The organism is Gordonia pseudamarae (assembly GCF_025273675.1).
GTDB classification, from domain to species: Bacteria; Actinomycetota; Actinomycetes; order Mycobacteriales; family Mycobacteriaceae; genus Gordonia; species Gordonia pseudamarae.
The window spans coordinates 2,260,954-2,286,318 of the sequence record NZ_CP045809.1; the positions used below are offsets into that span (position 1 = coordinate 2,260,954).

The window sequence follows — 25,365 nt, forward strand, 5'->3', positions numbered from 1 at the left end:
TGGTTGCCGTAGCCGTTGGCCGTCCCGTGCCGGGGGTCGTCAGGGTCGATAAGCGCCACTCTGCGATGTTATCCACAGGACCGCGGTGTGATGAATCCAACGCGTCGGGCCGATGTGGTAGGCGGCACCAGTGGAGCCGTCTACTGTAATCACATGCCTGTGATTCCGCTGCGCCCGCGGCCTCGCGTTCTGGAGTTCTTCGCCGGAGTCGGACTTGCCCGAATGGGTCTGGACAGTGCGGGTTTCGAGACCGCCTGGGCCAACGACATTTCCGACGATAAGGCCGCGATGTACCGCGCCCAGTTTGAAGACGACGTCATGGAAGTGGCCGACGTCAACGACATCAAGGCCGCGGACCTACCCCGGGCCGACCTGGCCTGGGCTTCGTCGCCGTGCACGGACCTGTCGCTGGCCGGCAACCGCACCGGCCTCGCCGGCGCAGAGTCCTCGGCCTTCTACGCCTTCACTGCGGTGCTGCGCGCCTTACCCGACGACGAGCGCCCCGCCGCCCTCGTTTTGGAGAACGTCATCGGCTTGTCGACCTCCCACGGTGGTGACGATCTGACAGCGGCAATCCGCGAGTTCAACGAACTCGGCTATTCGGTGGATGTGCTTGCCATCGACGCCCGCCGCTTCGTGCCGCAGTCCCGTCCGCGCATGTTTATCATCGGCTCCCGCAAGCCTGTCGCGGCCGATGAGTCCGAGCACCCGCTGCGACCAGCGTGGACCGAGGCATTCTTCAACGACCCCACGCTCGACACCCACCGGGTGCCCTTGCCAGCTCCGCCCAACTATCTCGCCGACGGTCTTGGCGACAAGCTGCAGAAGGTGCCCAACGACGACCCCCGGTGGTGGGACGTCGAGCGCGTACGGTCCTTCGTCGACTCTATGTCTCCGGTGCAGCGCGAGCGTCTCGACAAGCTGCGCCGCCAGAACCGCCGCTACCAGTGGCGCACCGCCTATCGACGCACCCGCAAGGGCGTTGCGGTCTGGGAGATGCGCCCCGACGAGGTGTCGGGCTGCCTGCGCACCGCGCGCGGTGGGTCGTCGAAGCAGGCGGTCGTGCGCATGGGTTACGGCAAGGTCGACGTCCGGTGGATGACCGGTGCCGAGTACGCGGCACTGATGGGAGCCGACGAATACAAGATCGACGGCTTTCGCGACAACCAGGTCCAGTTCGCCTTTGGCGATGCCGTGGCGGTGCCAGCCGTCGGCTGGCTCGCCGAGAATTACCTCAAGCCGCTGGTCGCCGGTGAGTTTTCCGCTGCCGCGGAGGATGCGGCCGCCCATGGGTAGCCGCGGGATCGCCAGCTACAACGACCCGGACAAGAAGCCCCCGACCAAGAAGTCGATGCCCACTCGTTTCGTCCGCGAGTTCCGCGAACGGCTGGCAGTTGCCCTCGACACCATCGACCCCGCCAGTGGAACGAAGCTGGGCAAGTGCATCGGCGCGTACGCCTTTTACGACTACGACGGCGAGCCGATCTACGTCGGACAGACCACCGAAGACTTCGGGACTCGCATCGGCCGTCACCTCCGAGGCCAGCGCTCTGACACCTTGGCCTACCGAATCCTCGACCCGTTCGAGGTCGCCGAGATGGAGTTGTACCCGGTCGAGCACCTCCGACAGCAGCCGACCAGGGAGCGCCGCTTCAAGGTCGACGCGATCGAGTACTCCGTATATGTCAGCGCGATCCAGAACTCCAAGTACAAGGCCATCCTCAACGAGAAGATCCCGCCAGTGTCGCCGCTGGTCGATCTGCCGATGTCCCATCGCTTCAACCTCATTCCCGATGACATGCGGGAGGACCGGGAGCATCCAGACGTCCGCATCGCACGGAGGGCCGAGACTCTCGCCCGGGTCGCCGCTGTCGCCCACGAGCGCGGCGAGGTGTCGGCGGGACTCCGCCGCGTCATCGTGATCCAAGCTGTGCGCTTGGCTGACCTCGCGGCCGCACGTCTGGCCTACGCGGAAGGCCGAGCACGCCCTGCAGCCGACGCCATCGATGTGCCCGAGCTCGTCGGCAACGTCATGGCCGAGTTCGGCGATGCCGACGGGGACACCGACAATGGCTAGGCCATCCTGGCAGCAGGTATCGGTCGCGATTGAGGATGTCGTCGACCAGTGGTACGAGTCGAAGCGGAGCAAGAGGGGGAAGGTAAACACGAACGTCATGTGCGTCGGCCTGATCCTTGCTGACCACATGGCCGAGGGCGTGCCGATCCTGGAGACCACGTACCGCGCCGAATCACAGGTCAAGAACATCGGAGCGTCCCGAATCCGGCAGATCCTGGCGCGCCACGGTGAAACCCGACGGTTTCGTAGCGAGGCTGGGCGCACCTCACGCGGCAGCCTGCCGCTCGCAAACGCACTGGCCCCGATCATTTCGGACACAGCTGATGCCGCTGGCTACGGCAAGCTCTCGGACGACGACCAGGCTCGTGTTCGAAACGCGTTGCAGGCGTGGTTCGTTGACAAGGTGCGGACCGATTATTTCGCCGCGCAGCGCCTGAGCGCTGCGATCGACCCCGCCCTGCCGGTTCGGGCGAATATAGCCGAGCTGCTCGAGGCCGCACGCACGCAGGGCGGGAACAATGCCGGCGCTGTCGCTCAACACCTGGTCGGGGCGAAGCTGTCACTCAGGTTTCCGAGCGAAGCTGTCTCGAATCACGGCTACACGACCGCGGATGTTCAGACCAACAGGCCCGGAGATTTCTTGATTGGCGACACGGCGATCCATGTGACTATGTCGCCCGCCGAGGCGCTGTTCAACAAATGCAAGCAGAATCTGGCAGACGGGTATCGGCCGATGGTCCTCGTCCCCGAGAACCGACTCGTCGCGGGTCGACAGATCGCGGAGACAACCGGCCTGGACAGTCGTGTGTCGGTGCAGGCCATTGAGGACTACGTCGGCAACAACGTCGAGGAGATCGGTGGTCTCCGCGCAACGGGGGTTCGCGCGGAACTAAGGAAGCTGCTGGAGACCTACAACGGGCGAGTCGACGCGGTGGAGTCCGATCCGTCCTTGCTGATCACTATTCCCGGCAACTTGTGAGGGAATCCCGGCTGGAGCGACGCCTCCGGCGGGGGAGCTTCTCTGATCCCATCGTAATGTCGGAGGTAATCTCTCACCATGCCAAGCACTTTCACCATCGACGGCTTCGAGCGCGAGCACGTCTGGTCGGCCGTTCGCTACGGCCGGCCCTGGAATGGATGGGCCACCCCGGTCGTCACCCGTGACGTGCTGGAGTCAGTGATCAGCGCTGCAGAGGGGGAGACCCTGCACTTCATCGACACCACCGCAGTCATCTCCGGTGACAAACTGCGGCCCGACGCCGACGGCAACTACGACCTGGGCCAGATCGGCTGGTGCTTCGTTGAGACCGACCGGTGGGACTGAGTCTCACTGTCGTATCACCGTCGTACTGTCACCGCATGGAACATATAGCTGATTACACGGGCGCTGACGACTACCACCTGTGTCTGCACTGCGCTAGTGAGCTGGATGCGACTCGCACCCGAGACCACGTGCCGTCCCGGGGAATGCTCGCTTCCCCGTACCCTAGTCGCCTACATACGGTGGACATCTGCGGCGAGTGTAACCACCGTTTCAGTGACGACGAGCAGTACGTCATCCTCCTTCTAGGGTGCATTCTCAGTGGAAGCGCGGACCCATCCGAGCAGTCGGACGTGCGTGTCGCCGAACGGCTGCGTCGGAGCCCGGGACTCGCGAGCCGTATAGCCGCACAGCGGGTCTTGAGTGTCCAGGACGACGAGGAGACGGTGTGGTGGAGGCCAGAGCGCCACAGACTCGAGACCGTCACTGTCAAGAACGCTCGGGGTCACGTCATGTATGAGACTGGCGTTCCGATCCACCGCGCCCCCAACTCTGTGACCTTCGACGCGCTGTCGATCATGACCAGCGATGAACGGGCGGCCTTTGAGCAAGGCCCTGCCGGAGACTCCGCGCGTGGACCGTTGTTGCCCGAGGCTGGAACCCGCGCGCTGACCCGCGCCGTCGCATCAGCAGATCTCGTCGACGGATGGGTGGAGGTGCAAAGCGGGCGCTATCGCTTCATGGTCGACCGGAACTTGTCAAGGTGATTGAGTCCAGTGGGTGTTACGCGGCGGCGTGATCGGTCGTGGTGTCGGGCTTGTTGATCCAGGCGCTGGCCGGCAGGTTCAGGATCTTCGGTGTCGGGTCTGCGGGCGTGAATCGTTCGGGGTGGGCCAAACGGGCCGCGGTCAGCACACCAGTTCGCTGCGTTGCTTTGTCGGTGGCGCGGAACTTGTCAAGGTGATTGAGTCCAGTGGGTGTTACGCGGCGGCGTGATCGGTCGTGGTGTCGGGCTTGTTGATCCAGGCGCTGGCCGGCAGGTTCAGGATCTTCGGTGTCGGGTCTGCGGGCGTGAATCGTTCGGGGTGGGCCAAACGGGCCGCGGTCAGCACACCAGTTCGCTGCGTTGCTTTGTCGGTGGCGAGGCCGAAGTGGACGTCGGCCGGGGTGTGCAGGCCGATGCCGGTGTGCCGGTGTTCGTGGTTGTACCAGGTCACGAACGTGTCGAGGAAGTCCCGGGCGTGGTGGATGGATCCGAACCTTTGCGGGAACGTGGGCCCGTACTTGAGGGTCTTGAACAGTGATTCGGAGTACGGGTTGTCGTTGGACACCTTCGGTCGCGAATGTGACCGGGTCACCTCGAGGTCCGCGAGCAGCGCTGCGACCGGTTTGCTGGTCATCGATGTTCCCCGGTCGGCGTGCACCACCGTTGGTGTGCCATGAACCCTGAAGACGTCGGTCATGAATTCCACTGCGAGTACTGCTGATTCGCGGGTTTGTACGTGGGCGCCGACAATGTAGCGGGAGTAGATGTCGACCATCACGTAGGCGTCGTAGTAGACGCCCTTGACCGGCCCGGGCAGCTTCGTGATGTCCCAGGTATAGACCTGCCGGGGCCCGGTCGCGACCAGCTCCGGGCAGGTGCGGGTGGGGTGTCGGGCCTGCCGGCGCCGCTCGGTGACCTGTTTGTTCTCCCGCAGGATCCGGTACATCGTCGATACCGAACACAGGTAGATGCCCTCGTCGAGCAGCTGCGCATACACCTCGAGCGGGGCCTGGTCGACGAACCGGTCACAGTTCAACATCGTCAACACGCGGGCGCGTTCGGCGTCGGTGAGCTTGTTCACGGGCACCTTCCTCGCGGCCGGTGCCGGCCACTGCCTGCGCGCCCTGCTGCGGGCGGCGGTAGATCGCGTCACCGCCGTCAGCGAGGTGGCTGCCCGGGTGCTCACGCCGGCCTCGGTCAGGTCGTGATGGGTGGCCATCAGTGCTTCTTGCGCGGCTCGTCGGTGTCCGCGCTCTCGGAGATCTGTTCCAAGAGCGCGTGCGCTTTTCCCATGATCTCCAGAGCCGCCTCGGTGGTGGCCAACCGCTTGCCGGTCCTGTCGAGTTCGCGTTTGAGTCGGGCGATCTCGACCTGCTCGGCGGTGAGCTTGCCGATCTTCACCCCAGCGGGTTTGCCGTCGAGGACACCGGCGTCGCGTTGTTTGCGCCATTCGCTGATCAGCGACGAGTACAGGCCCTCGGTACGCAGGTAGGCGCCGCCCTCGCCGCGCTCACAGGCCTGTTCATATGCGGCCAGGTGGGCGAGTTTGTCCGCCGGGGTGAACGTGCGGCGTCGGCGCGGACCGTCAGAACGCGGATGCGAGGAATCCATGCAGGCATTGTCCCCGGCCACGGCCAGGCTGGAAATTGTCATCGTGGGGTTGATCCGTATCTCGCCCTGCAGGCGGGTTTGCTCTGAACCGCTGGACTCAACTCACCCTGACACGCAGGGCGGCGCCGGATCTCGCGGTTGAGTCGTTCTGTGGGGTTGTTGGACCAGATCTGGCGCCACACGTCATCAGGAAACGCGGCGAATGCCAGCAGGTCTTCACGGGCGTCGCCGAGGTGTTCGGCGACGTCGGGTAGGCGGTCTTCGGTGTATTCGATGAGTCGGTCGAACTGGGCATTGACCGCACCAGCAGTGGGTTGGTCATAGACGCTGTGCAGCATGGCCTTGACTGCTGGCCACATCGACTTCGGACACACCGCCATCAGATTCGCCGCGTAATGGGTGCGGCAGCGCTGCCAGGCCGCTCCCGGTAGGTTCGCTGCGATCGCCTCGATGAGCCCGGCATGGGCATCGGAAGTCACCAGGCGAACTCCGCCCAGGCCGCGGGCCACGAGGTCGGCGAAGAAGGTGTTCCACGAGGCTGTGGTCTCACTGGTGGCGACCTGCATGCCGAGCACCTCACGATGACCGTCACCGTTGACGCCGGTAGCCAGCAGCACGACGGCTTTGACGACCTGCTTGTTCTCGCGGACCTTGATCGTCAACGCATCCGCGGTGACGAACGTGAACGGTCCCGCCTCGTCCAGTCGGCGGTGACGAAACGCGGCAACCTGTTCGTCGAGGTCTTCGGCCATGCGGGAGACCTGCGACTTCGACAACGAATCGATGCCCAGGGTCTTGACCAACTTGTCCATCCGGCGGGTCGAGACCCCGGCGAGATAGCAGTCAGCGACCACGGTGATCAGCGCGGACTCGGCGCGTTTGCGGCGTTCGAGCAACCACTCGGGGAAGTAGGTGCCCGACCGGAGCTTGGGCACGGCGACGTCGATGGTGCCTACGCGGGTATCGAGGGGTCGGTGGCGGTAGCCGTTGCGGTAGTTGGTGCGCTCTTCGGACCGGCGGCCCCATTCGGCGCCGCACACGGCGTCGGCATCCGCAGACAGCAGGGCGTTAATCACTGTCTGCAGCAGCTCGCGCATCAGATCCGGTGACGCGTCGGTCAGAGCTTGGCTCAACAGGCCGGCCGGGTCGACAATGTGGGGTGCGGTCATCGTGATGACTCCATTCGAGGATTCTGTGAGAGGTTGACTCGAAGGATCACACGGTGACCGCTTCCATACCGACAGCCACACGCTGCCGGCCACGGTCCTGGTCACCGAGTTACACCACTCTATGGGGCACTACTCGGGCACCGTAGCCTCACCGAGATGGAGTTTCCCGCAGAGTGGCAACCCATGCGCGACTATTTGGATTCAGAGCGGCGCTAGCGTCGCAGGCCTGGACGATCACGCGGAACAGTTCGAATCCAGCGACCTGTTCGACTCACACGGCCGTAACGAGCACGGCACGGCGACGTACGACGGGACGTTCGATCAGGTGAGTTCTCGATCGTCTGCCCGATGACGACCGGATCACCGCCGAGGACACTGAGATTGCCCAGCAGACCCTGGGATCGGTGTCACCGACGCGCGGCGGTGGAACTTCAACCTGCTCGACGGCAACCTCGCTCGATAGTCGACACGATCCACGTGGCCGAACTCGCCTTCACCCGTGTGTCGGGCACCGACCCGCATACAGTTGCCACTTGTAGAGCAGCGTTACGGTCTCCATCGGGATGCTCGCCGATACCTTCGAGTAGCTGGAGATCGTGGACTTGAATGACAGTGGGACGCGCCACCGGCCCCTGGAACTCCGCGAACACCGAAAGTGCTCGTGCCCCGTAATCGAGTCCGGACAGCGAGGAACTGGGTGCACCCGAGATCGGGACCACGACGAGCGGGATGAATACGGCATCCGGCTGCGGGTGCCCGGACCAGCCGAGCCTGCGCACCAGTCGCATCACCTACGCGAGCTGCTCGAACCGCGCCGTCGTCGGCCCTGGTGAGAGTGGTGATTGTGCACGTGAGCCAGGCCAACGATCACAGGTGTTTGAGGTGTCGCCCGCTAACCTCGGCCAGGGTGTCGAGGGAACCACCGGCGGTACTGCTCTCCGGGATCGACCTGCCGGTTGGACTTTTCGTTGTTACAACCCTGACATAATAGTTGGAGGTTCGTAACATCGTTCAGGCCTCCGGCATCCAAGGGGACCATGTGGTCAAAATTTGCCGGGGTCATCGAATCATAGAGCCCGCTAATATCCTTCTTGCAGTAGGTGCACCGGCCGCTGTCTCGGTGAAATATCGCTCTCCGGGCCCAAATGGGAGGATTCTTGCGCTTGAGCTTGCCAGGAGAACCTTTCTGAAACAACATATCGATGTCTAATTCCGCAGCGCGGTCCTCTGGTTCCATTTCCGAGACGATCAACGCTGCGATCCAATTCAGTGCGTACAAAAGTGTCCTGTTTGTGAAGACGGTATGAAATACCTCGTCGGCCAGAATGTCCAGAAGGCGCTGGTACGGCTCGCTCCACATGAGTTCTTCGGTGAAGTACCGATGACACGTATCGGCGACGCTGTCGGAAATACTCAGGAATTCAAGATCGGCCCCGTCCGGCCCGGACGTTGCGTCTGAATGGGGTACGTCGAATGTTTGTACGCCAATCCCGTAGTGCTGTAACGCGTGCGTTACGGAAAGGTAGTCCTTGTATCGTACGATACCCGGTGGCGGGCAGAGGAAAACTCTCCGGATATACGGTCCGTCGGTCTCGTTGTAGAACATGTCGTCGGCAGCAATGCGTGCGAACTTGTGGACCAACGTGACCTTGGGCCAGTTCTCGATGAGCTCGAACCTGCGCCCCTCGTCGGTGATGCGTGCTGTCATCTCGAGGTCGCGTGCTGCCATATGTTCAAGTTGATTGGCGATATCGTACGTCCGATACCAGCGATGGACGAACCACTCGGGACTGGCTCCTGATAATTGCGGCATCGTCTCAGTGTACGGGCCGTCCGATCTGGCCGGCCGGGGGATTCTGGTCGATTTGTCGGACATGTCCACTACGATGATGTCAGTCGGGGTGCACCATTGTACCTCAAAGTCGAAGAATGAGGAGACTCCGTGGAGCTGGGCTATCGGGCGATAATACGTTTGGATGACGATGAGAACGCCATCGAGGTAGCGGAATCGCAGCTGCGCGACTGGCTGCGCAGTAAGGCTAGGAGTGGGATCGACACTTTCGACTGGGACGGTCCGGGAGTTCACCCCGTGGGGTCGGGTGCCACTCTGACGGTCGTACATGCGGACGATGACCGTGATGATTCGCATCGGCGACTGTACCGTCTTCGGGAGCAGAATTCCGGGAGTACGTGGGATGTGGCGGTGCGTGCCTTCGATATACCTCGTTCGCGTTCCCACGCACAGAGTCTGACTATCGACGTCTCGACGGATATTGCTGATGAACCCCGTGCCGCTGTGACCAAAGTGGCACCCCCGAAGCTTGCTCGTATGATCCTCGATTCGTATTCGGCGCGCGACGGTGCAGCCCGACTTTCGGGGCGGCCGCTGATGGTTCGTGGGGATGAAGCCCGCGAAGTCTTGGCGGCGATCAGAGACCCTGAGCGGACAGCGGCGGTGGTGGTCGCGCCCGCTCCGTGGGGCCGCGAACACGAGGCCGAATGGCAGAAGGTCGTAGCGTCGCTCACGCGTGAGAGCGTCGGAGTCGCTGCGACGTACGTCCTTGATGAGGCTGCCACAACAATCGTGGCAGATGAGTTGCCTGCCTCCCATACTGTTTCGAATGGTGTCGTCCGAACATTCAGTCCACACGTCGACGTCGATGTGCCGGACGACCGACTACGACATCTGATGCTGTTCCCGGACACTCTTGCGCGGTCGCTTTCACCGGCCAAAAAGGTCGCAGATCCGCTCGCCAAGCGGCACGCGGAATCGACGCGCCTACGGATGGTGACTCGTGAGTTGCCGTCGGACCTGCGCCGCGGCATCGACGTACTTCGCCGTGCTGAGGCCGTCCAACTGCGGTCACGAACGGTTGCTAGCTCGGTTTCGGCGTACGAGACCGAGTTTCGCGCAACTCCTGCGCAGAGTTCCGGTCCCGGACGTCTGATCGAACATGTCGGTACACTGGTCAAACGATGGTTGGAGATCGATGGTGTGGTCGACGAGGAAACGATCCTCGATCTCGGTGCGAAACTTGAGGCGCAGGCGGTCGAGATAAAACTGCTCAACGAGCAATTCGATTCTCTCTCGGAGGAGAACGGCCGCGTCCGTGACGAGTTGGACAACATCAGGGGGCAGTTCGATGATCTCCATATCGCGGTCACCATCGCTGAGGATGCGGTGCGTGACAATGAGCGGGAGTTGTCCTTCCTTCGGAACAGGTTGGTGTCGGCGGGTGCGCCCGAGAAAACCTTCATCGAACCGCTTACCGACGAGTGGTCGGCCCCCGACGACATGAACGAGTTGCTGGCACGGATTTCGCCGGGAACAAAGACCCATCCGGCGTTCGAGAAGGTCGTATTCACCGGTGATGAGGACAAAGCTTTCGAGATCGAGAGGCGCGGTCAGGGGATGCGGTATGCGCACGCGTTCTGGAACTACGTCCACGTTTTATACGACTATGCCAAAGGGAAAGAACGCGGAGACATAACGTGCGGAGTGCATCAGTATCTGAAGTCCGATAGCCTGGATGGGCACAAATGCTCGCCCGAACGGCATGCGGCGACAGAGAGCGACACAACATTGAGTCGCTGGGCGTATGAGCGGACATTCCCCGTGCCGGAATCAGTAAACCTCAATGGGGAGATTCTAATGGCGGCACACTTCAAGCCAACGTGGGCCGATACCACCGCCCCACGGATGTATTACTTCGACGATACTGACGGGACCGGAAAGATCTATGTCGGCTACATCGGCCGCCACCTCAAGAACACGAAATCATGACGGATAGGTTTGAAGCAGCTGCGGTATCGGCGCCGAGCCAGAAGGTCCCGGTGTCACGCTGGCGACCCACAGCCGGCGGCCCTGCCGTAATGGACTGATCACGTCACTACCGATGTTTCATGATCCATTGGTAACGACTTTCGGTTCCCTGCGCTCCTGAGACTAGCAGTTACCCCGATGGTGAGTCAGCTCCTCGTCCGAGATTGGGCGAACGCATCGACAAGCAAGCGTCCGATTGCCGCGCCCAGTGGGATGGGGACGGCATTGCCGATCTGCCGTGCGATTTGCTCGCGCGTCCCGACCCACCGGTAGTCCTCGGGGAATCCTTGGATTCGCGCCGCCTCGTAGTGGGTGATGACGCGGTCCTGGTCGGGATGGATGTAGCGGCCCTTTTCCGGTTTGAAGAATTCGGTGCGAATGGTGACTGATGGCTTTTCCCAGGTCAGCCTGCCCATTACATCACCGGTTCCTTTGCTGTGTTTGAGCCAGCAGGGCGCCTTCAGATGATCGGGGAGTTCCGAACGACTGCCGCCGTTATGCGAGATCGCCTTGAAGCGATCGAGCGACAGTTGGGTGTAGGAACGCCCGAAATGCAGTTCGGCAGTATTGAAGGCGCCTCGCAACTCGTGTCCCTGATACTCGATGCTGCCAGCCGGGATGCCGATCCCGTCGACGGTGAGCGGTACGCCGTCAAGCGCCTTCGCAAGGCTGCGGTGTGCGCCTGTGTGGGTAGCCGCAGGGAGCCCGAGTGGTGGGAGGTCCTTGTGGTGACCGATGACGATCACGCGCTTGCGTGCCTGGAACGCTCCGTAGTCCGCAGCGTTGAGGACGGCGACGCCGCCCTCGATCGCGTAGTCGCGGAGTATCCCATCGTGGAGTGCGCGCTGAAACACGTTCCACTGATCGGATTTGAGGAACGCCGGAACATTCTCCAGTACGAAGTACCTGGGCTGGGCCTTCTGGACGGTTTGCGCGTACAGGCGCCACAACTCGTTGCGGTGTGCACCGACACCGGCCCGATTGAGTGTGGAGAACCCCTGGCACGGCGGCCCTCCGACGACCACGTCAACCTTCGGGACGTCGTCTTCCTTGAGCCAGTTCTCAATGTCACCCGCGTAAACGGATCCGCCTTCGACCCGTCCCTCACGGAGGCATCCGCCGTGGTTAAGTGTGTACGTCGCGGCAGCGGGGAGTTCCCATTCCACTGCCCGCGCAGTCCGGAACGTGCTGCTTTGAGCAGCATTCAACCCTGCGGACAGTCCGCCGGCTCCGGCGAACAGATCCAACGTCGTGATCGTCCCACCGTGAACTTCCGGACTTGTCGACGCAGCTCCGTCGTCGGACAATGGCGTGGGTGGGGTCACCGTACGAGACTAGCCGGCACAGGGAATATGGACAAGTCGCCAACCAGTTCGAGTGTTGACCGCGCCGCGACTGCTCGTCGGATGTCTCGGCAACGCACCCGTGACACTCGACCTGAGATGGCGCTTCGGCGTGAACTGCATCGGCGAGGTCTGCGTTATCGAGTCCATGCCCCGCTGCCAGGCATGCCACGTCGACGCGCGGATGCCCTGTTCCACGGGCGAAGGTCGCGGTGTTCGTCGACGGATGCTTCTGGCACGGCTGTCCCGAACACAAGACCGCACCCGCCACCAATGCCGCATGGTGGGCGGCCAAGCTCAGCCGCAACGCGGAGCGGGATCGCGAGACCGACGCCCACCTGCGTGACATCGGTTGGACCGTGGTGCGGGTCTGGGAGCACGATGACATGACCCGGGTAGCCGGGGTAGTCGAACAGGCCGTCCGTCCGGAATGACTCGACCTGTCGCTGGTGGTCCCGGTGAAGCCGGAGAGGACCACTGGCGGCGCAGAGTCGCCGAGGCTCGGTGGCCGTGGCCCGGCGTGCCGTGGTGTTGTAGCGTTTCTCACAGGCGTTGGTGCGCTGAGAAGCAGCGCGCGGTGTCGGTCGGGGAGGCGTAGGTGTACCTGGAATCGTTGACGATTCGCAATTTTCAGTCGTTCGGGCCGAAACCCGAAACGATGACCTTTCGTCGGCGGCTGACTACCTTCCTGGGAACGAACGCAGCTGGCAAGACGGCCGCCTGCCAGGCGCTCCTGCGGATCTTCAGCGTCGTGCCCGAGCAGCGGCAGGTTCGCCCCGAAGATTTTCATGTGCCGTACGACGAGACGACCGCACCGGACTCTCGCACGCTGACTGTCGACGCAGTCTTCGCGTTTCCCGAACTCGCCGGCGAAAGCGAGGAAGGTGCGGACCCGGCACTGAGTGTGCCCGAGTTCTTCGCGCAGATGACGGCGGACCACGACGGAGTTCTGAAGCTCCGTATCGTTCTGGAAGCATCGTGGACCGACGACGGTTCCGTCAACGGAACGGTCGAGACCAGCCGACGTGTGGTGTACACCGCAGACAAGGACTACGGAGACAGGTGGCTTGAGCTTCGCGGCCAGGACCGCAATCGGATTCAGATGGTCTACGTACCCGCCACGCGAGACGGTGTTCGCCAGGTGAACGCGTTTCTCCGTGGGCGAGTGTGGAACGCCGCCTTGTGGTCCGAAGATTTCCGCAGTGACGTCGACTCGGCCGCAGAGAAGCTCGTGAATGCCTTTCACCGAGAAGACGTTGCCCAGACTGTGACGGCCGCGATCTCGAGTCGATGGCAGGGTCTTCACCCTCTCGGAATTGATCAGGACCCGAGACTCCAGCTCATGAGCGGAGAAGCCGGCGATCTCGTGAAAGGCGCCGAGCTGTTCTTCGAGCCGTCGGCCACCTGTCGACCGCGACCCGCACGAGAGTTGAGTGACGGTCAGCAGTCGTTGCTGCACATCGCGCTGACGGCTACCGCGCTCGATATCGAGGCCGGGATTGTCGCAGGCAAGCACACCGACAAGTTCGACGTATCGGTTGCGACGCTACCCACGCTGACGCTGCTCGTTATCGAGGAACCCGAGAACAACCTGTCGCCGTTCTACCTCTCCCGCGTCGTTCAGCAACTTCTCGATGTCGCGGGCTCGGGGCGCGCTCAAGCACTCGTCTCAAGCCATTCGGCGAGCGTGATGTCGCGGATCGATCCCGAGCGCGTGCGCTATTTTCGCCTGGACCCGGTAGCGCGTACAACGACGGTTCGTGAAATCCACCTGCCGTCGAACGAGACCGATGCAGGCAAGTATGTGCGTGAAGCAGTTCGTGCACATCCCGAGCTGTACTTCGCCAAGTTCGTCGTGCTCGGCGAAGGTGACTCGGAGGAGTTGGTCATCCCCAAGCTCGCGGCCGCGAGGGGACTGCACATCGATCAGTCATTCGTTGCGATGGTTTCCCTCGGAGGGCGCCACACGAACCACTTCTGGAAGCTTCTCAATCAGCTCGACATCCCCCATGCGACACTGCTTGATCTGGACTATGGCCGAGACGGCGGTGGGGAGGGCCGAATCAAAGATGTGTGCGACCGCCTCGAGGACATTGGGACTGATCCGTACGACGGTATCGAGGGATATGCGGGCGCTTCGGACCTGAAGGACCTTGACGAGTCCCAGGTCAGGGCGTGGCTCGGCCACCTTGAGAAGTGCAACGTCTTCTTCTCCTATCCACTCGACCTCGACATGATGCTCCTGACAGCGTTTGAGGAGGCGTACACAACAAACCTGGGCGATGGTGCACAGGGACCGAGGGACACTGATGCTCGGGACGCGGTCCTCGGCAGTGAGTCGGTGCGACCGAACGTGAACCTGTGGAAAGACCCGGCAGAAGAGGAGCGCCTCCGCTGGTACCGATATCTCTTTCTCACGCGATCCAAGCCAAGCACCCACCTGCGAGCGATGATTCAACTGACCGACGAGCAGTTGGCCAACCCGCCCGAGCCGCTGAATCGTCTGATCGGCTGTATCACCGAGAATCTTGGCCACTCGTGATACCGCCCGAGGAATGGAAACCGCACGGCATTGAAAACCTTGAGGATGCTGCCCGTCGCACACTGGCCGCTGCTTCCGCCGCAGTAATCGCCGGACCCGGTGCGGGGAAGACCGAGTTTCTTGCGCAGCGTGCGGCCTTCCTGCTCGAGACCGGGAAGTGTGCTGCCCCGCAGCGCATCCTCGCCATCTCTTTCAAGAAGGATGCTGCCCGCAACCTTTCGGAGAGACTCAAGGAGCGCGTACCCGAGCAGATCGACAGGTTCGCATCGATGACATTCGACGCATTTACGAAGTCACTCGTGGACCGGTTCCGTAATCTGTTGCCCCCCGCATGGAAATTGACGGCCGAGTATGAAATGAGCTTTCCGAAGCGGGGTGATGTCAAGGAATTCCTCGATGAAATTGGTCGCACCGCGCCCGGTGATTTTCGGCACGACATCCGTCAATTGAACGCTGGCAAGTTCCTTAGCGATATTCTCGGCCCAGTCGCGCTTCGTGCTGTGCCACAGTCACCGACGAATGGTTGCAAGTACGCGATCAGTGAATGGTGGGGCAAGTACTATTTGCGCGACGGTGCGCCGGTTGTCGACTTCATCATGTTGAACCGTCTGGCCGAGCTGATCGTTCGTTCGAACCCACAACTACAGCGGGCGCTTCGGGCGACGTACCCATATCTCTTTATTGACGAGTTCCAGGACACCACGTACGCCCAGTACACGTTCCTCAAGTCAGTTTTCCCGAAGGCTTCGACCACTGTCACAGTCGTCGGGGACGGTAAGCAGCGCATTATGGGGTGGGCCGGTGCGTTACCGAACGCATTTGCCGAGTTCGCCGCAGATTACACCGACACCCGATTCGAGTTGGAACGGAACTATCGCTCTCGACAAGAACTGGTCGACCTCCAACTGCGTTTCGCCCAGCGCCTCGACGCTGCTGTCCGTCCGCAGGTCTCACATGTCGTCAGCGGTGACATCGGGATCGAACCCGTGCAGGCCTGGGACTTTTCCACCGCCACACTGGAGGCGCAGACCGTAGCGGCGTGGATCGTAGCCGACATCGAAAACAGCGGTCGGCGACCGTCGCAGTATGCGCTCATCGCCCGGCAGAAGGTGGCAAAGTTGCAGCCCGCACTTGTCGCAGCGTTCGCCGCGGTAGGTCGATCGATTCGCAATGATGACGCCTCCGTCGGCAAGTTGAAGCTCGGCGACATCCTCAAGGACGACCTCGTCGAGTTGCTGCTCGGCCTCGTACGGCTCGGAGCGTCACGCGGAGGTCAACCCGAGGCGTGGCGAAGGGTCACGACGACACTGGCTCGTATCAGGCCCGAGGACTCCGCACGACAGGTGGGTAGCCGGCTGGACGACGAGCTTTCCGACTTCCTGACCTCCCTACGTCGGTGGTTCGCCGCCACACCGTTGGGTCGAACCGTCAGTCAGGACGTCGCGGCCGGCAACGAGGCTACCGCGCAGGAACTCGCTGACGAGTTGTCGCGATTCCTGCGTTTGGACGAGGCCGCGAACAGGCGCGTGTTCTCCGATCGTGCGGAGGACATCGATGTGCGATTCGAAGCCTTCACGGTCCGTCTGGCGTGGGCTCTGGGGAAGGTCGATACATGGCCCGAGGTTGCCGACGCGTTCCTGGAGGACGACGCGGTGCCCTTGATGACGATCCATCGCAGCAAAGGGCTGGAGTACCACACGGTCTTCGTCATCGGTCTGGATGGCGATCAGTGGTGGGCGCACACCAAAGACACGGCCGAATCGACGATGACGTTCTTCGTCGGGATGTCCCGCGCGGCCGAACGGCTGTTCTTCACCAGTTGCGATCGGAGAGGTGGGCGCAGCAAGGTAGCCGATCTGTATCGCGAACTTGAGGCTGGCGGTGTGCAGTCAGTGAGGTGGGAACGGCGTCGTCTCGGCGTCGAGGTAGGCCAGTGACTGTTGCCTGAGTGTCGAGTCGCTGTCGGCACCTACCGCTAGCATCAGAGCAACCGAGCCACCTGGAGTTTTCAAGAATGACTAGCACGCCCGACGCCCCGATCCGCAAGAAGCTGATCGAGGTGTCGATTCCGCTGGAGGACATCAATACCGAATCCGCTCGGGAGAAGTCCATCCGACACGGCCACCCGTCGACACTGCACCTCTGGTGGGCACGCCGCCCACTCGCCGCAGCTCGTGCCGTACTGTTCGCACAGCTCGTCGACGACCCGTCCTGCAATCCGGACCTGACCGAGGACGAGCAGAAGGTAGAGCGGGAACGACTGCATGGGATCATCCGGCGCCTGGTCAAGTGGGAGAACGTCAACAACGAAACCGTACTCGGTGAGGCGCGAGCGGAGATCTTGAAATCCACGGGCGGCAACCCGCCGGCGATCCTCGACCCGTTCGCCGGCGGCGGAACCATCCCGCTGGAGGCGCAGCGGCTCGGCCTGGAGGCTCACGCCTCCGATCTTAACCCGGTGGCAGTACTCATCAACAAGGCACTCATCGAGATACCGCCGAAATTCGCCGGACGGCCCCCCGTGTTTCCGGGAGCGGCCGAGGAGAAGCTGGGCGACTGGCCGCGAGCGACGGGTCTGGCGGAGGATGTGCGCCGGTACGGCGCCTGGATGCGGGACCAAGCCAAGGAACGCATCGGCCACCTGTACCCCGACGCGACGATCGTGGACGAGACGACAGGCAAGAAGGCGAATGCGACAACGATCGCCTGGATCTGGGCTCGCACCGTCACCTGCCCCAACCCGGCCTGCGGTATCGAGATGCCGCTCGTACGCTCGTGGTGGCTCGGGAAGAAGAAGGGCAAAGAGGCATATATCGTGCCCGTAGTGGTCGACGATGAGCGTGCGCGAAGTGGACGGCGAATTGAATTCAGTGTCGGTCACGACATGGGAAAAGCGCCAACCAAAGAATCTGACGGAACGATGTTGGCAGCGCGTGGCGCAATGTGCGTCGCGTGTGGCACTTTCAGCCCGCTGGCGGAGATCCGGAAAAGCGCAATTGCCAATGGTTATGGGACGCAGTTACTTGCTGTCGCAGCTGTTGGAAATCGACGCCGCGTCTACGTCCCAGCAACACCCGCGCATGTCAGAGCTGCCGACGTTGCAGCACCGCTTCGCCTTCCCGGTGGCAAGCTCGCAGAGAACCCACGTTGGTTCTCGCCACCCCAGTACGGACTTACTAAGTTCTCTGACCTGTTCACGAACCGGCAACTGGTGGCACTTACAGTGTTCAGTGACCTCGTGTCTGAGGCGCGAGAGCAAGTTCTGAAAGATGCACTTGCGTCGGGGTTCTCGCCTGGGGGGCGCCGTTCAGACGATGAGAGCGGTGCGGAGTCGTACGCTGACGCTGTTGCGACATATCTCGGAATGGCGGTTTCTCGTCTCGCTTCAACTAACTCGGCGCTCTGCCGATGGAATTCGGCGCCCTCAAAGGAGAGCGTCTCCGATACCTTCGCGCGCCAAGCGCTCCCGATGGTCTGGGACTACGCAGAGGGGAATCCGTTCTGTAAAGGACCGTGCGACATGGAGTCGAGCGCGACCTGGGTGTCGCGCGCGCTGGACTTTTTGCCTGCAATGCCCCTCGGAACGGTTTCCCAGGCTGATGCAAGTAGTCGTCACTACCGGGGCGTGGTTGTTGCAACTGATCCGCCGTATTATGACAACATCGGCTACTCGGATTTGTCGGACTACTTCTATGTGTGGCTCCGAATCACCCTGCGGACCATTCAACCTGAGTTGTTCGCATCTATGCTTGTTCCGAAGGCCGACGAGTTGGTTGCAAACCCGTACAGGCACGGTGGACGTGGTGGGGCAGAGGAGTTCTTTGAGACAGGTTTCGAACGGGTCTTTGCCCGCGCTCGAGATGGCGCTTCTAGTGACTTTCCAATTACAGTCTTCTATGCGTTCAAGCAGTCGGAACTTGCTGCAGAGGGAGTAACGAGCACCGGGTGGGCGACCATTCTGGAAGGTATGATCCGCGAGGGCTGGTCCATAACAGCTACTTGGCCAGTGCGGTCAGAACGTAGCGGCCGGATGATTTCGGTCGGCACGAACGCGCTCGCGTCATCGATAGTCCTAGTTCTTCGTCCGCGGTACGAAACCGCGAGGCAGGCCACACGGCGTGGATTCCTTACTGCGCTCCGCCAGGAACTTCCCAAGGCACTGGAAGAACTGCGCCAGGGAGCAATCGCCCCGGTTGACCTCACGCAGGCCACCATTGGCCCGGGTATGGCTGTGTTCTCGAGCTACACACGTGTTGTTGAGAACGACGGTAGCGACATGACCGTCAAGGCTGCGCTCAGATTGATCAACCAGGCCCTTGATGAGGTGCTTGGCGAGCAGGAGGGCGATCTCGACGCCGACACGCGCTTCTGCATTAAGTGGTACGAGCAGCACGGCTGGGACAAGGGACTGTTCGGCGACGCCGACGTACTCGCTCGCTCGTACGACACGTCTGTTCGCGGTGTCGCCGACTCGGGTGTGCTGACGCAGGGCGAAGGCAACGTGCAGCTCATTGAACCGGTGAAGCTTCCGGAGACATGGAACCCGGTCACCGACGATCGGATTTCGGTGTGGGAGGTGATGTGCCACCTCGGCCGGGTGCTGACGGTCGAGGACGGCGGATTGGAGCCGGCGGCCCAGCTCATGGCGGCTGCGGCCACCCGCCCCGAGATCGACATGGAAGCCGTGCAGCGCCTGGCGTATCGGCTCTACGAGATGACCAAGACGACCCGGACCGACGACGCGCGCATGTTCAACTTGATCGGCGGATCGTGGACGGACCTCACCGAGGTTGCGGGTCGCGTGCAGGAGTCGGACGGAGTACAGACTGAGATCGACTACGAGGATGAGAGCTGATGGCGAAGAGCAACATCGAGACTGTACGCACCGCACTCCAAGCTCTGTCGGAGGTCCTCGACCCGTACATTGAGCAGGTCACAGCCAAATATGTGCCGGCAGGCAAGGATTGGACGGTGCTTCTCGCGGCGAAGGACGCCGAGAAGAGAATTCAGGGAAAGTCGTACTCGCGCACCGACCCGCAGGATCAGTTCCGGATCATTACCGAACCCATCTCGTCACTCGGTTACCTCTTCAATAAACATCTTTCCCGGGGTGAGCAGGGTTTCGTGGGGGAGTTGCGCAGAGTGCGCAACGACGTCGCACACTTCAAACCGTTCTCGCCCGACGACGCGGTCCGTGCGTTGGACACGATCGAGCGGGTCATGCGTGCCATTGGTGCGGTGCGTGAGGCCGACGCGGTCCACACGTCGCGGTTGGACATTTTGCGTGGCAGCTTCGAACAACAAACCCGTAAGGCAGTGCGCACTGCGGCGGCGCTCCCCGGCACACCCGATGCTGAACTGCCGTCGTGGCGGGGCGTGCTCGAACCGCACCCCGACGTCGCCTCCGGCCGATACAACAACGCCGAGTTCGCCGCCGACCTGTACTCGGTCGCCGTGCAGCAGAACGCGGCCGCCGAATACCAGGACCCGGTCGAGTTCTTCCGCCGCACCTACCTCACCGACGGCCTCACCGATCTCCTGCGCAGAGCCGTGGACCGTATCTCGGGTTCGACGACCGCCAACCCGGTGATCAACCTGCAAACCACCTTCGGTGGCGGTAAAACCCACTCCATGCTGGCCGTGTGGCACCTGTTCTCCGGACGTGCGCTGCACGAGTTCCCGCAAGGTGTACAGGAGTTGCTCGCCGGCGAGAACACCGAAGTCCTTGGCAAGCCGGTGCACAAGGCCGCGCTGGTCGGCAACGAGATCCCACCCGGAACCCCGACCAAGAAGCCCGACGGCACCGTGGTGCACACCCTATGGGGCGAGCTGGCCTGGCAACTCGGTGGTGCGGAAGGATACGCGATCGTCGCCGACGCCGACCGGACCGGAACCAACCCCGGCAGCCTACTGCGTGACCTGTTCACCACGTTCGGGCCGGCCGTCGTACTGATCGACGAATGGGTTGCCTACGCCCGACAACTCCCCGACAGCTACGACGAGAAGGACTCCCAGGCACGCCGCGTGGCGGCCGGCCTGTTCGAGACCCAATTCACGTTCGCCCAGTCGTTGACGTTGGCCGCAGAAAGCGTGCCCGGCACACTGTTGGTGGTATCGGTGCCCGCCAGCGAGCGCAAGGAGGTACCCGGCGGAGCGGCCGACGCCGAGGCCACCACGGCGAGCGATCTGGAAGTCGGTGGCCAACGCGGCCATGACGCCCTACAACGCTTGGACAACGTGATTCGCCGCGTCGCCTACCAGTGGAGCCCGGCGACCCGAGACGAATCCTACGAGATCGTGCGGCGGCGACTCTTCGTTGAACCGGATGCGCGGGCGATCGCCACCATCGCCGCAGCGGCCCGCCGGTTCACCGACTACTACCGCCACCATCCCAAGGAGTTTCCGACCGGCGTCGGGGCGTCCGACTACGAGGCGCGTATCAAGGCTGCGTATCCGATTCACCCTGAACTGTTGGACAGGCTCTACTCGGACTGGTCCACTCTGGAAAAGTTTCAACGCACTCGGGGCGTCCTGCGTTTCATGAGCCACGTCGTCCATCAGCTCTACCAACTCGAAGATCCGTCACCGCTGATCATGGCCGGATCGGTTCCCCTGGACGCACAACCGGTGCGCTCGGAGATCGTGCAATACGCAGGCACCGCCTGGGATGCGATCCTCCAGTCCGAGATCGACGGTGAGAATGCGGTCGCCCGCATCGTCGACGCCGAACGCCCGGCCCTGGGTGACCGCTCGCTTGCCCTACGCACGGCGCGCGCGATCTTCGTGGAATCCACCCCGACCCTCAATGCCGCACTCAAGGGCAAAGACCGCAAACGCATCACGCTCGGTGTCGCGATGCCCGGTGATGTGCTGGGCAACATCGGGTCTGCGCTGGACGGCCTGCAGGAGAAGTCGTCGCACTACTACTCCGAGGACGGAAGGTACTGGTATGACACCCAACCGTCGCTCAACCGGCTCGCCGCAGAACGTGCCGCACAGCTATCGACAGATGCAGTGCACGCAGAGGTCACGACCCGACTCAAGCGGGCATTCAAAGGCTCCACCGACATCATTGCCGACGTCATACACCCCGAAACGTCATCGGATGTCGAGGAAGCCGACTATCTGCGCCTGGTCGTAGTGCCGCCGCAATACACCCACAACGGCAAGGGCAAGGACTCCGCTGCCTCCAAATGGGTGCACGACCTGCTACGGCAACGCGGCAATGCCCCGCGCTCGAACGTGAATACCATCGTTGCCGTTGCGGCGGACGACAAACAATGGGGAACACTCGAATCCGCGGTGCGCTCCTACCTTGCATGGAACTCCATCTTCAGCGACACCGCACGCCTGGACCTGACCCAATCGGCAGCCGCACAAGCGCAGTCGATGCTGGAAACCCAGAATCGGACGGTCGACGACCGACTGGCCCACACCTGGATCTGGGGATTGCACGCGGTACAGGACGATCCGAAGGCACCGTTCGTCGTCGGACAGGTACGGGCCACCGGACAGGAGAAGAACCTCACCAAACGCATCGGCACCAAGCTCGGCTCCGTCGACGCCGCTCACTCCTACGTCGCCAATCGGGTCGTCCGCCTGGACATCGAGGAGTTCCTGCGCGCGCGATGGACACGAGGATTCATCAGCTTCACCGAACTGTGGGCCTACTACTGCCGCTACCCCTACCTACACCGGCTGCGCGATAAGTCGGTGCTGGTCAGGGCGCTGGAGGAAACGCTGTTCGACTCGGCCTTCGTCGATACCGGATTCGCGCTCGCCACCGGGTTCGACTCGACCACCGGCGACTTCCTCGGACTGACAGTTCCGGTGGAGGACACGGAGTTCGGTCCGTTCGACGAGAAGACGTTGGTCGTGCGGCCGGATCTTGCAGTCGCACAGCGTGAGCGTGAACACGAACAGAAGAACGAACCGGCTCCCGATCCGTCGCCTTCCCCGACGCCGGGTCCGGGACCGGGACTCAAAGTTCCACCTGTGCAACCGGTCTCGCCGCAGCCTTCCGCCAAGGTCGCCAACGCGACATTCTCTCTCCGACATGTCGTCGACCCCGCCGCGGACATGCCCGGCGACCTGCACACGATCGCCCAAGAAATCCTGGAGGTACTACGAAACGCCGGTCCGGACGTCCTGGACATCACGTTGACCGTCGATGCGCAGAAAGCCGACGGCTTCGACGCCAATACCGTCAGAGCGGTGAAGCAGAACGCCGGCGATCTCGGCGTGTCGAACAGCGGTTTCAAGGACCTGTAGTGGCGTCGATGTCCGCGCCCCAACCGATCGGATCCCGGGTCGCCCCGCCCGACCCGTCGATCACTTCGGCGATCGGTAGGCACCACACACTGGCGTCCGCAGTGGCCGACCTCGTCGACAACAGCGTCGACTGCGGCGCCGCGCACGTGCTCGTCCGATTCCTGATGCGGGGAGCACGCCCGGTCGGGCTGCGGGTAATCGACGACGCGTCGGGGATGGACTCGGCGGGCATCGACAATGCGATGACCTACGCGCGGAAACGGGACTACCGAGGTGGTGACCTCGGACACTTCGGTATCGGCCTCAAAGCCGCATCCCTCAGTCAGGCAAATACGTTGATCGTGTGGTCGCGGCGCTACGGTTCACCGCCGGTCGGCCGGCGCCTGCGCAGAGAGACCATCGACACAGGTCCGGTGGTTGAGGAATTCTCCGTTGCCGACGCCACCGACCACCTGGCCGACGCACAAGTCGGATTTCCGATGAAATCCGGCACCATCGTGGAGTGGCAGGACGTCCAAACGTTCCTTACCTCGTCAAGTGACGTCGAACAGCGGATGTGGACCAACGAAACCGTCCAGACATTGGTCAATCATCTCGGCCTTGTGCTGCATCGGATACTGGAACGCGGCGACCTGACACTGGTCATCGACACCTTCGATGTGGAACTCAACTTTCCCGGCCCGCCTCGGCCGGTCCGTCCCATCGATCCGTTCGCCCATCGAGGTGCGGGACGGCCCGGGTACCCCAAGGACTTGCCCGTCGTAGTCGGGGGCGTGACCGGCGTGGCCCGATTGCACATTTGGCCCCATCACGACAAGAGCATGGGATTGGTGCAGGGCGGGCGCTCGGAGAGCGAGTCCCAGGGACTCTACATCTACCGCAACGACCGACTCCTACAGACCGGTGGTTGGAACGGGCTGGCTACGCCGAGTACTGACCTGGGTTATGCGCGCGTGGCATTCGACCTTTCAGTCGAGCTGGAACGTCATGTGACGATCAACCCCGAAAAGGTCGGGACGACGTTCGACGACGAACTGCGTAGCGCATTCGTACACGCACGGACAGCGGACAATACGACGCTCGAATCCTTCCGGGAGGATGCGAGGCGAGCCGAGAAGGTTTCCAAGCAACGCGTGGCCTCGCCGATCGAGGCGCCCATGCCGGGCGACGGGCTACCGGTTTCGGTTAAGGTTGCGTTCGCCACCCACACCGAACCCAACGACGGCTACCTGATCGACATCCGGTGGAGTCTCCTACCTGCCGACCAGATTTACGCCATCGACCTCGATGATCATCGGCTTGTCCTGAACGCCAGGTACCGGTCTGCCATCGTGGGGCACCCCAGCCTCGACATCGACGACGCGCCGCTGGTCAAGAGCCTGCTGCTGCTGCTGCTCGAAGACCACTTCGTCGGCACCGGCGGCGGAGCGAAAAAGAAGCGTGAGAACGTCGCTTGGCAGGCAATTCTCCTCGCCGCAGTTCACGAGCAACATGCGCAAGGGAAGGTGACAACGCACGATGAGTGAACCGTCATGGAAACTGAATCCGGACACATTGGAGAAATACTTTCGGAGCGGGACCGTTACGACCCACACTGTGAGCGAGACCCCCGAGATCATCATCAGGATCGACGGTCCCGGGCAAAAGATCTCACTGCTGACTCCGCACACCGGCATGGTTCAGGACACTGCCGCACTAAAGCGAGTAAGCACCGGTGTCGAGACTCGAAACGGGTGTGACTGGGGTCGGTTCACCGTTGACGCGCGCAATATGCACGCCGAGGCATACGGACTGATGCTGTCCATCGTCCAGGCGATGCACGGTGGCGCGACCTTCGCCGCCGCAACGTCGGCTGCGATGACCAACATGAAAGCGATCCTCGCCGCCAAGCCTCGACTGTCGACGGAGAAGCAGATAGGGCTGGTCGGTGAACTTCTGGTGTTCAGCGCCATGCTGGACACTTTCGACGAGGACACCATCATTGACTGGTGGTTGGGCCCGCTGGCCGAAGATCGTGACTATGCGTTTCCCGCCTTCGACGCCGAAGTGAAAACCACTTTGGGTGAGACCCGAGTCCACGTCATCAACGGCGCAAGTCAACTCGAACCGAGCCCCGGTCGGCCGTTGTGGCTGGTATCGATCCAGGTCATTCGTGCCGGAGGCGATCCGAACGGGTTCACCCTCCCCGGCCTGATACAGGACATCCGCGACCGCCTGACCGCAACACGCGAACGGTACGCGACATACCTGGCCTCAGTGGGCTGGGAAGACGACGACGCCGCAATCTATCCGACCGCGTACGTCCTCCGTACCACCCCGGCAGCATACCTCGTCGACGACGATTTCCCTGCGGTGACGCCCGGCCGCCTGCATTCGGTCGTTCCGCACAGCGACCTTGTCAGTGCCGTGACGTACCGTGTTGACGTCTCCTCGCGTATGCCCGGAGACCCGGGGGAACCGCTCACCGGATTCATCAGTGCAACACCTACGCAGGAGGCGTGA

The 25,365-nt window shown here is 62.4% G+C and carries 16 protein-coding genes and 2 pseudogenes; 13 read left to right on the forward strand and 5 right to left on the reverse strand.

The window, feature by feature from the left end; all coding sequences use genetic code 11:
* Nucleotides 1-153 precede the first annotated feature (153 nt).
* The 5 genes from GII31_RS10020 to GII31_RS10040 all read left to right on the forward strand — a co-directional run bounded on the left by GII31_RS10020 (nucleotide 154) and on the right by GII31_RS10040 (nucleotide 4,105).
* Entirely contained in the window at nucleotides 154-1,296 is a 1,143-nt protein-coding gene (locus GII31_RS10020; protein ID WP_213249129.1) for a DNA cytosine methyltransferase, read from the forward strand.
* Nucleotides 1,289-2,077, forward strand: a complete 789-nt coding sequence (locus GII31_RS10025) for a GIY-YIG nuclease family protein (RefSeq protein ID WP_213249131.1) — start codon at nucleotides 1,289-1,291, stop codon at nucleotides 2,075-2,077. Before GII31_RS10020 ends, GII31_RS10025 begins: the two co-directional genes overlap by 8 nt.
* Entirely contained in the window at nucleotides 2,070-3,056 is a 987-nt protein-coding gene (locus tag GII31_RS10030) for a DUF4928 family protein (RefSeq protein WP_213249133.1), read from the forward strand. Before GII31_RS10025 ends, GII31_RS10030 begins: the two co-directional genes overlap by 8 nt.
* Nucleotides 3,057-3,134: 78 nt before the next feature.
* Nucleotides 3,135-3,401 carry a hypothetical protein gene (locus GII31_RS10035; protein ID WP_213249135.1) on the forward strand — a complete coding sequence of 89 codons (267 nt, stop codon included), beginning with the start codon at nucleotides 3,135-3,137 and terminating at the stop codon, nucleotides 3,399-3,401.
* 179 nt (nucleotides 3,402-3,580) lie between these two features.
* Complete coding sequence (locus GII31_RS10040; RefSeq protein ID WP_213249137.1) at nucleotides 3,581-4,105, forward strand: hypothetical protein; 525 nt, start codon at nucleotides 3,581-3,583, stop codon at nucleotides 4,103-4,105.
* A gap of 16 nt (nucleotides 4,106-4,121) precedes the next feature.
* On the opposite strand, the gene GII31_RS10045 is transcribed toward GII31_RS10040, so the two are convergent.
* The 4 genes and pseudogenes from GII31_RS10045 to GII31_RS10060 all read right to left on the reverse strand — a co-directional run bounded on the left by GII31_RS10045 (nucleotide 4,122) and on the right by GII31_RS10060 (nucleotide 8,760).
* The gene (locus tag GII31_RS10045) at nucleotides 4,122-4,253 is read right to left on the reverse strand and encodes a hypothetical protein (RefSeq protein ID WP_260840408.1); all 132 of its coding nucleotides are present in this window, start codon (nucleotides 4,251-4,253) and stop codon (nucleotides 4,122-4,124) included.
* A 65-nt stretch (nucleotides 4,254-4,318) separates the two neighbouring features.
* A protein-coding gene (locus GII31_RS10050) for an IS3 family transposase (RefSeq protein WP_407649855.1) occupies nucleotides 4,319-5,757 on the reverse strand; the annotation gives its coding sequence in 2 pieces (ribosomal slippage) (nucleotides 4,319-5,385 and nucleotides 5,385-5,757; 1,440 coding nt in all).
* 62 nt (nucleotides 5,758-5,819) lie between these two features.
* Nucleotides 5,820-6,884, reverse strand: a pseudogene (locus GII31_RS10055) (IS256 family transposase); the annotation flags it as partial.
* Nucleotides 6,885-7,776: 892 nt separating this feature from the next.
* Nucleotides 7,777-8,760 carry an HNH endonuclease gene (locus GII31_RS10060; RefSeq protein WP_213249143.1) on the reverse strand — a complete coding sequence of 328 codons (984 nt, stop codon included), beginning with the start codon at nucleotides 8,758-8,760 and terminating at the stop codon, nucleotides 7,777-7,779.
* A gap of 66 nt (nucleotides 8,761-8,826) precedes the next feature.
* Between GII31_RS10060 and GII31_RS10065 the strand changes: the two genes are divergently transcribed.
* Nucleotides 8,827-10,668 (forward strand): hypothetical protein, encoded by a 1,842-nt coding sequence (locus GII31_RS10065; RefSeq protein ID WP_213249145.1) that lies wholly within the window; start codon nucleotides 8,827-8,829, stop codon nucleotides 10,666-10,668.
* A gap of 185 nt (nucleotides 10,669-10,853) precedes the next feature.
* Here GII31_RS10065 and GII31_RS10070 read toward each other — a convergent pair whose 3' ends face one another.
* Nucleotides 10,854-12,032, reverse strand: coding sequence for a DNA cytosine methyltransferase (locus GII31_RS10070; RefSeq protein WP_260840409.1), 1,179 nt, complete (start codon nucleotides 12,030-12,032; stop codon nucleotides 10,854-10,856).
* Between the two features lie 81 nt (nucleotides 12,033-12,113).
* Here GII31_RS10070 and GII31_RS10075 point away from each other — a divergent pair.
* The 7 genes and pseudogenes from GII31_RS10075 (at nucleotide 12,114) to GII31_RS10105 (ending at nucleotide 25,365) form a co-directional block, all read left to right on the forward strand.
* Nucleotides 12,114-12,484 (forward strand): annotated as a pseudogene (locus GII31_RS10075) (very short patch repair endonuclease).
* A gap of 164 nt (nucleotides 12,485-12,648) precedes the next feature.
* Nucleotides 12,649-14,592 (forward strand): ATP-dependent nuclease, encoded by a 1,944-nt coding sequence (locus GII31_RS10080; RefSeq protein WP_213249147.1) that lies wholly within the window; start codon nucleotides 12,649-12,651, stop codon nucleotides 14,590-14,592.
* On the forward strand, nucleotides 14,589-16,529 hold the full coding sequence (locus GII31_RS10085) for a UvrD-helicase domain-containing protein (RefSeq protein WP_246222200.1): 1,941 nt from the start codon (nucleotides 14,589-14,591) through the stop codon (nucleotides 16,527-16,529). The genes GII31_RS10080 and GII31_RS10085 overlap by 4 nt, the downstream gene beginning before the upstream one ends.
* Before the next feature lie 77 nt (nucleotides 16,530-16,606).
* Complete coding sequence (locus tag GII31_RS10090; RefSeq protein WP_260840410.1) at nucleotides 16,607-19,447, forward strand: DUF1156 domain-containing protein; 2,841 nt, start codon at nucleotides 16,607-16,609, stop codon at nucleotides 19,445-19,447.
* On the forward strand, nucleotides 19,447-22,863 hold the full coding sequence (locus GII31_RS10095; RefSeq protein WP_213249149.1) for a DUF499 domain-containing protein: 3,417 nt from the start codon (nucleotides 19,447-19,449) through the stop codon (nucleotides 22,861-22,863). The genes GII31_RS10090 and GII31_RS10095 overlap by 1 nt, the downstream gene beginning before the upstream one ends.
* Nucleotides 22,864-22,871: 8 nt before the next feature.
* Nucleotides 22,872-24,389, forward strand: a complete 1,518-nt coding sequence (locus tag GII31_RS10100; protein ID WP_246222201.1) for an ATP-binding protein — start codon at nucleotides 22,872-22,874, stop codon at nucleotides 24,387-24,389.
* Between the two features lie 70 nt (nucleotides 24,390-24,459).
* Nucleotides 24,460-25,365, forward strand: coding sequence for a PD-(D/E)XK motif protein (locus GII31_RS10105; protein WP_246222202.1), 906 nt, complete (start codon nucleotides 24,460-24,462; stop codon nucleotides 25,363-25,365).

Excerpts from the sequence above, each read along its gene's own strand:
- GII31_RS10095 (WP_213249149.1), top strand. The coding sequence starts at position 19,447 with ATGGCGAAGAGCAACATCGAGACTGTACGCACCGCACTCCAAGCTCTG.
- GII31_RS10020 (WP_213249129.1), top strand. The coding sequence starts at position 154 with ATGCCTGTGATTCCGCTGCGCCCGCGGCCTCGCGTTCTGGAGTTCTTC.
- GII31_RS10025 (WP_213249131.1), top strand. The coding sequence starts at position 1,289 with ATGGGTAGCCGCGGGATCGCCAGCTACAACGACCCGGACAAGAAGCCC.
- GII31_RS10100 (WP_246222201.1), top strand. The coding sequence starts at position 22,872 with ATGTCCGCGCCCCAACCGATCGGATCCCGGGTCGCCCCGCCCGACCCG.
- GII31_RS10035 (WP_213249135.1), top strand. The coding sequence starts at position 3,135 with ATGCCAAGCACTTTCACCATCGACGGCTTCGAGCGCGAGCACGTCTGG.
- GII31_RS10060 (WP_213249143.1), bottom strand. The coding sequence starts at position 8,760 with ATGTCCGACAAATCGACCAGAATCCCCCGGCCGGCCAGATCGGACGGC.
- GII31_RS10030 (WP_213249133.1), top strand. The coding sequence starts at position 2,070 with ATGGCTAGGCCATCCTGGCAGCAGGTATCGGTCGCGATTGAGGATGTC.
- GII31_RS10090 (WP_260840410.1), top strand. The coding sequence starts at position 16,607 with ATGACTAGCACGCCCGACGCCCCGATCCGCAAGAAGCTGATCGAGGTG.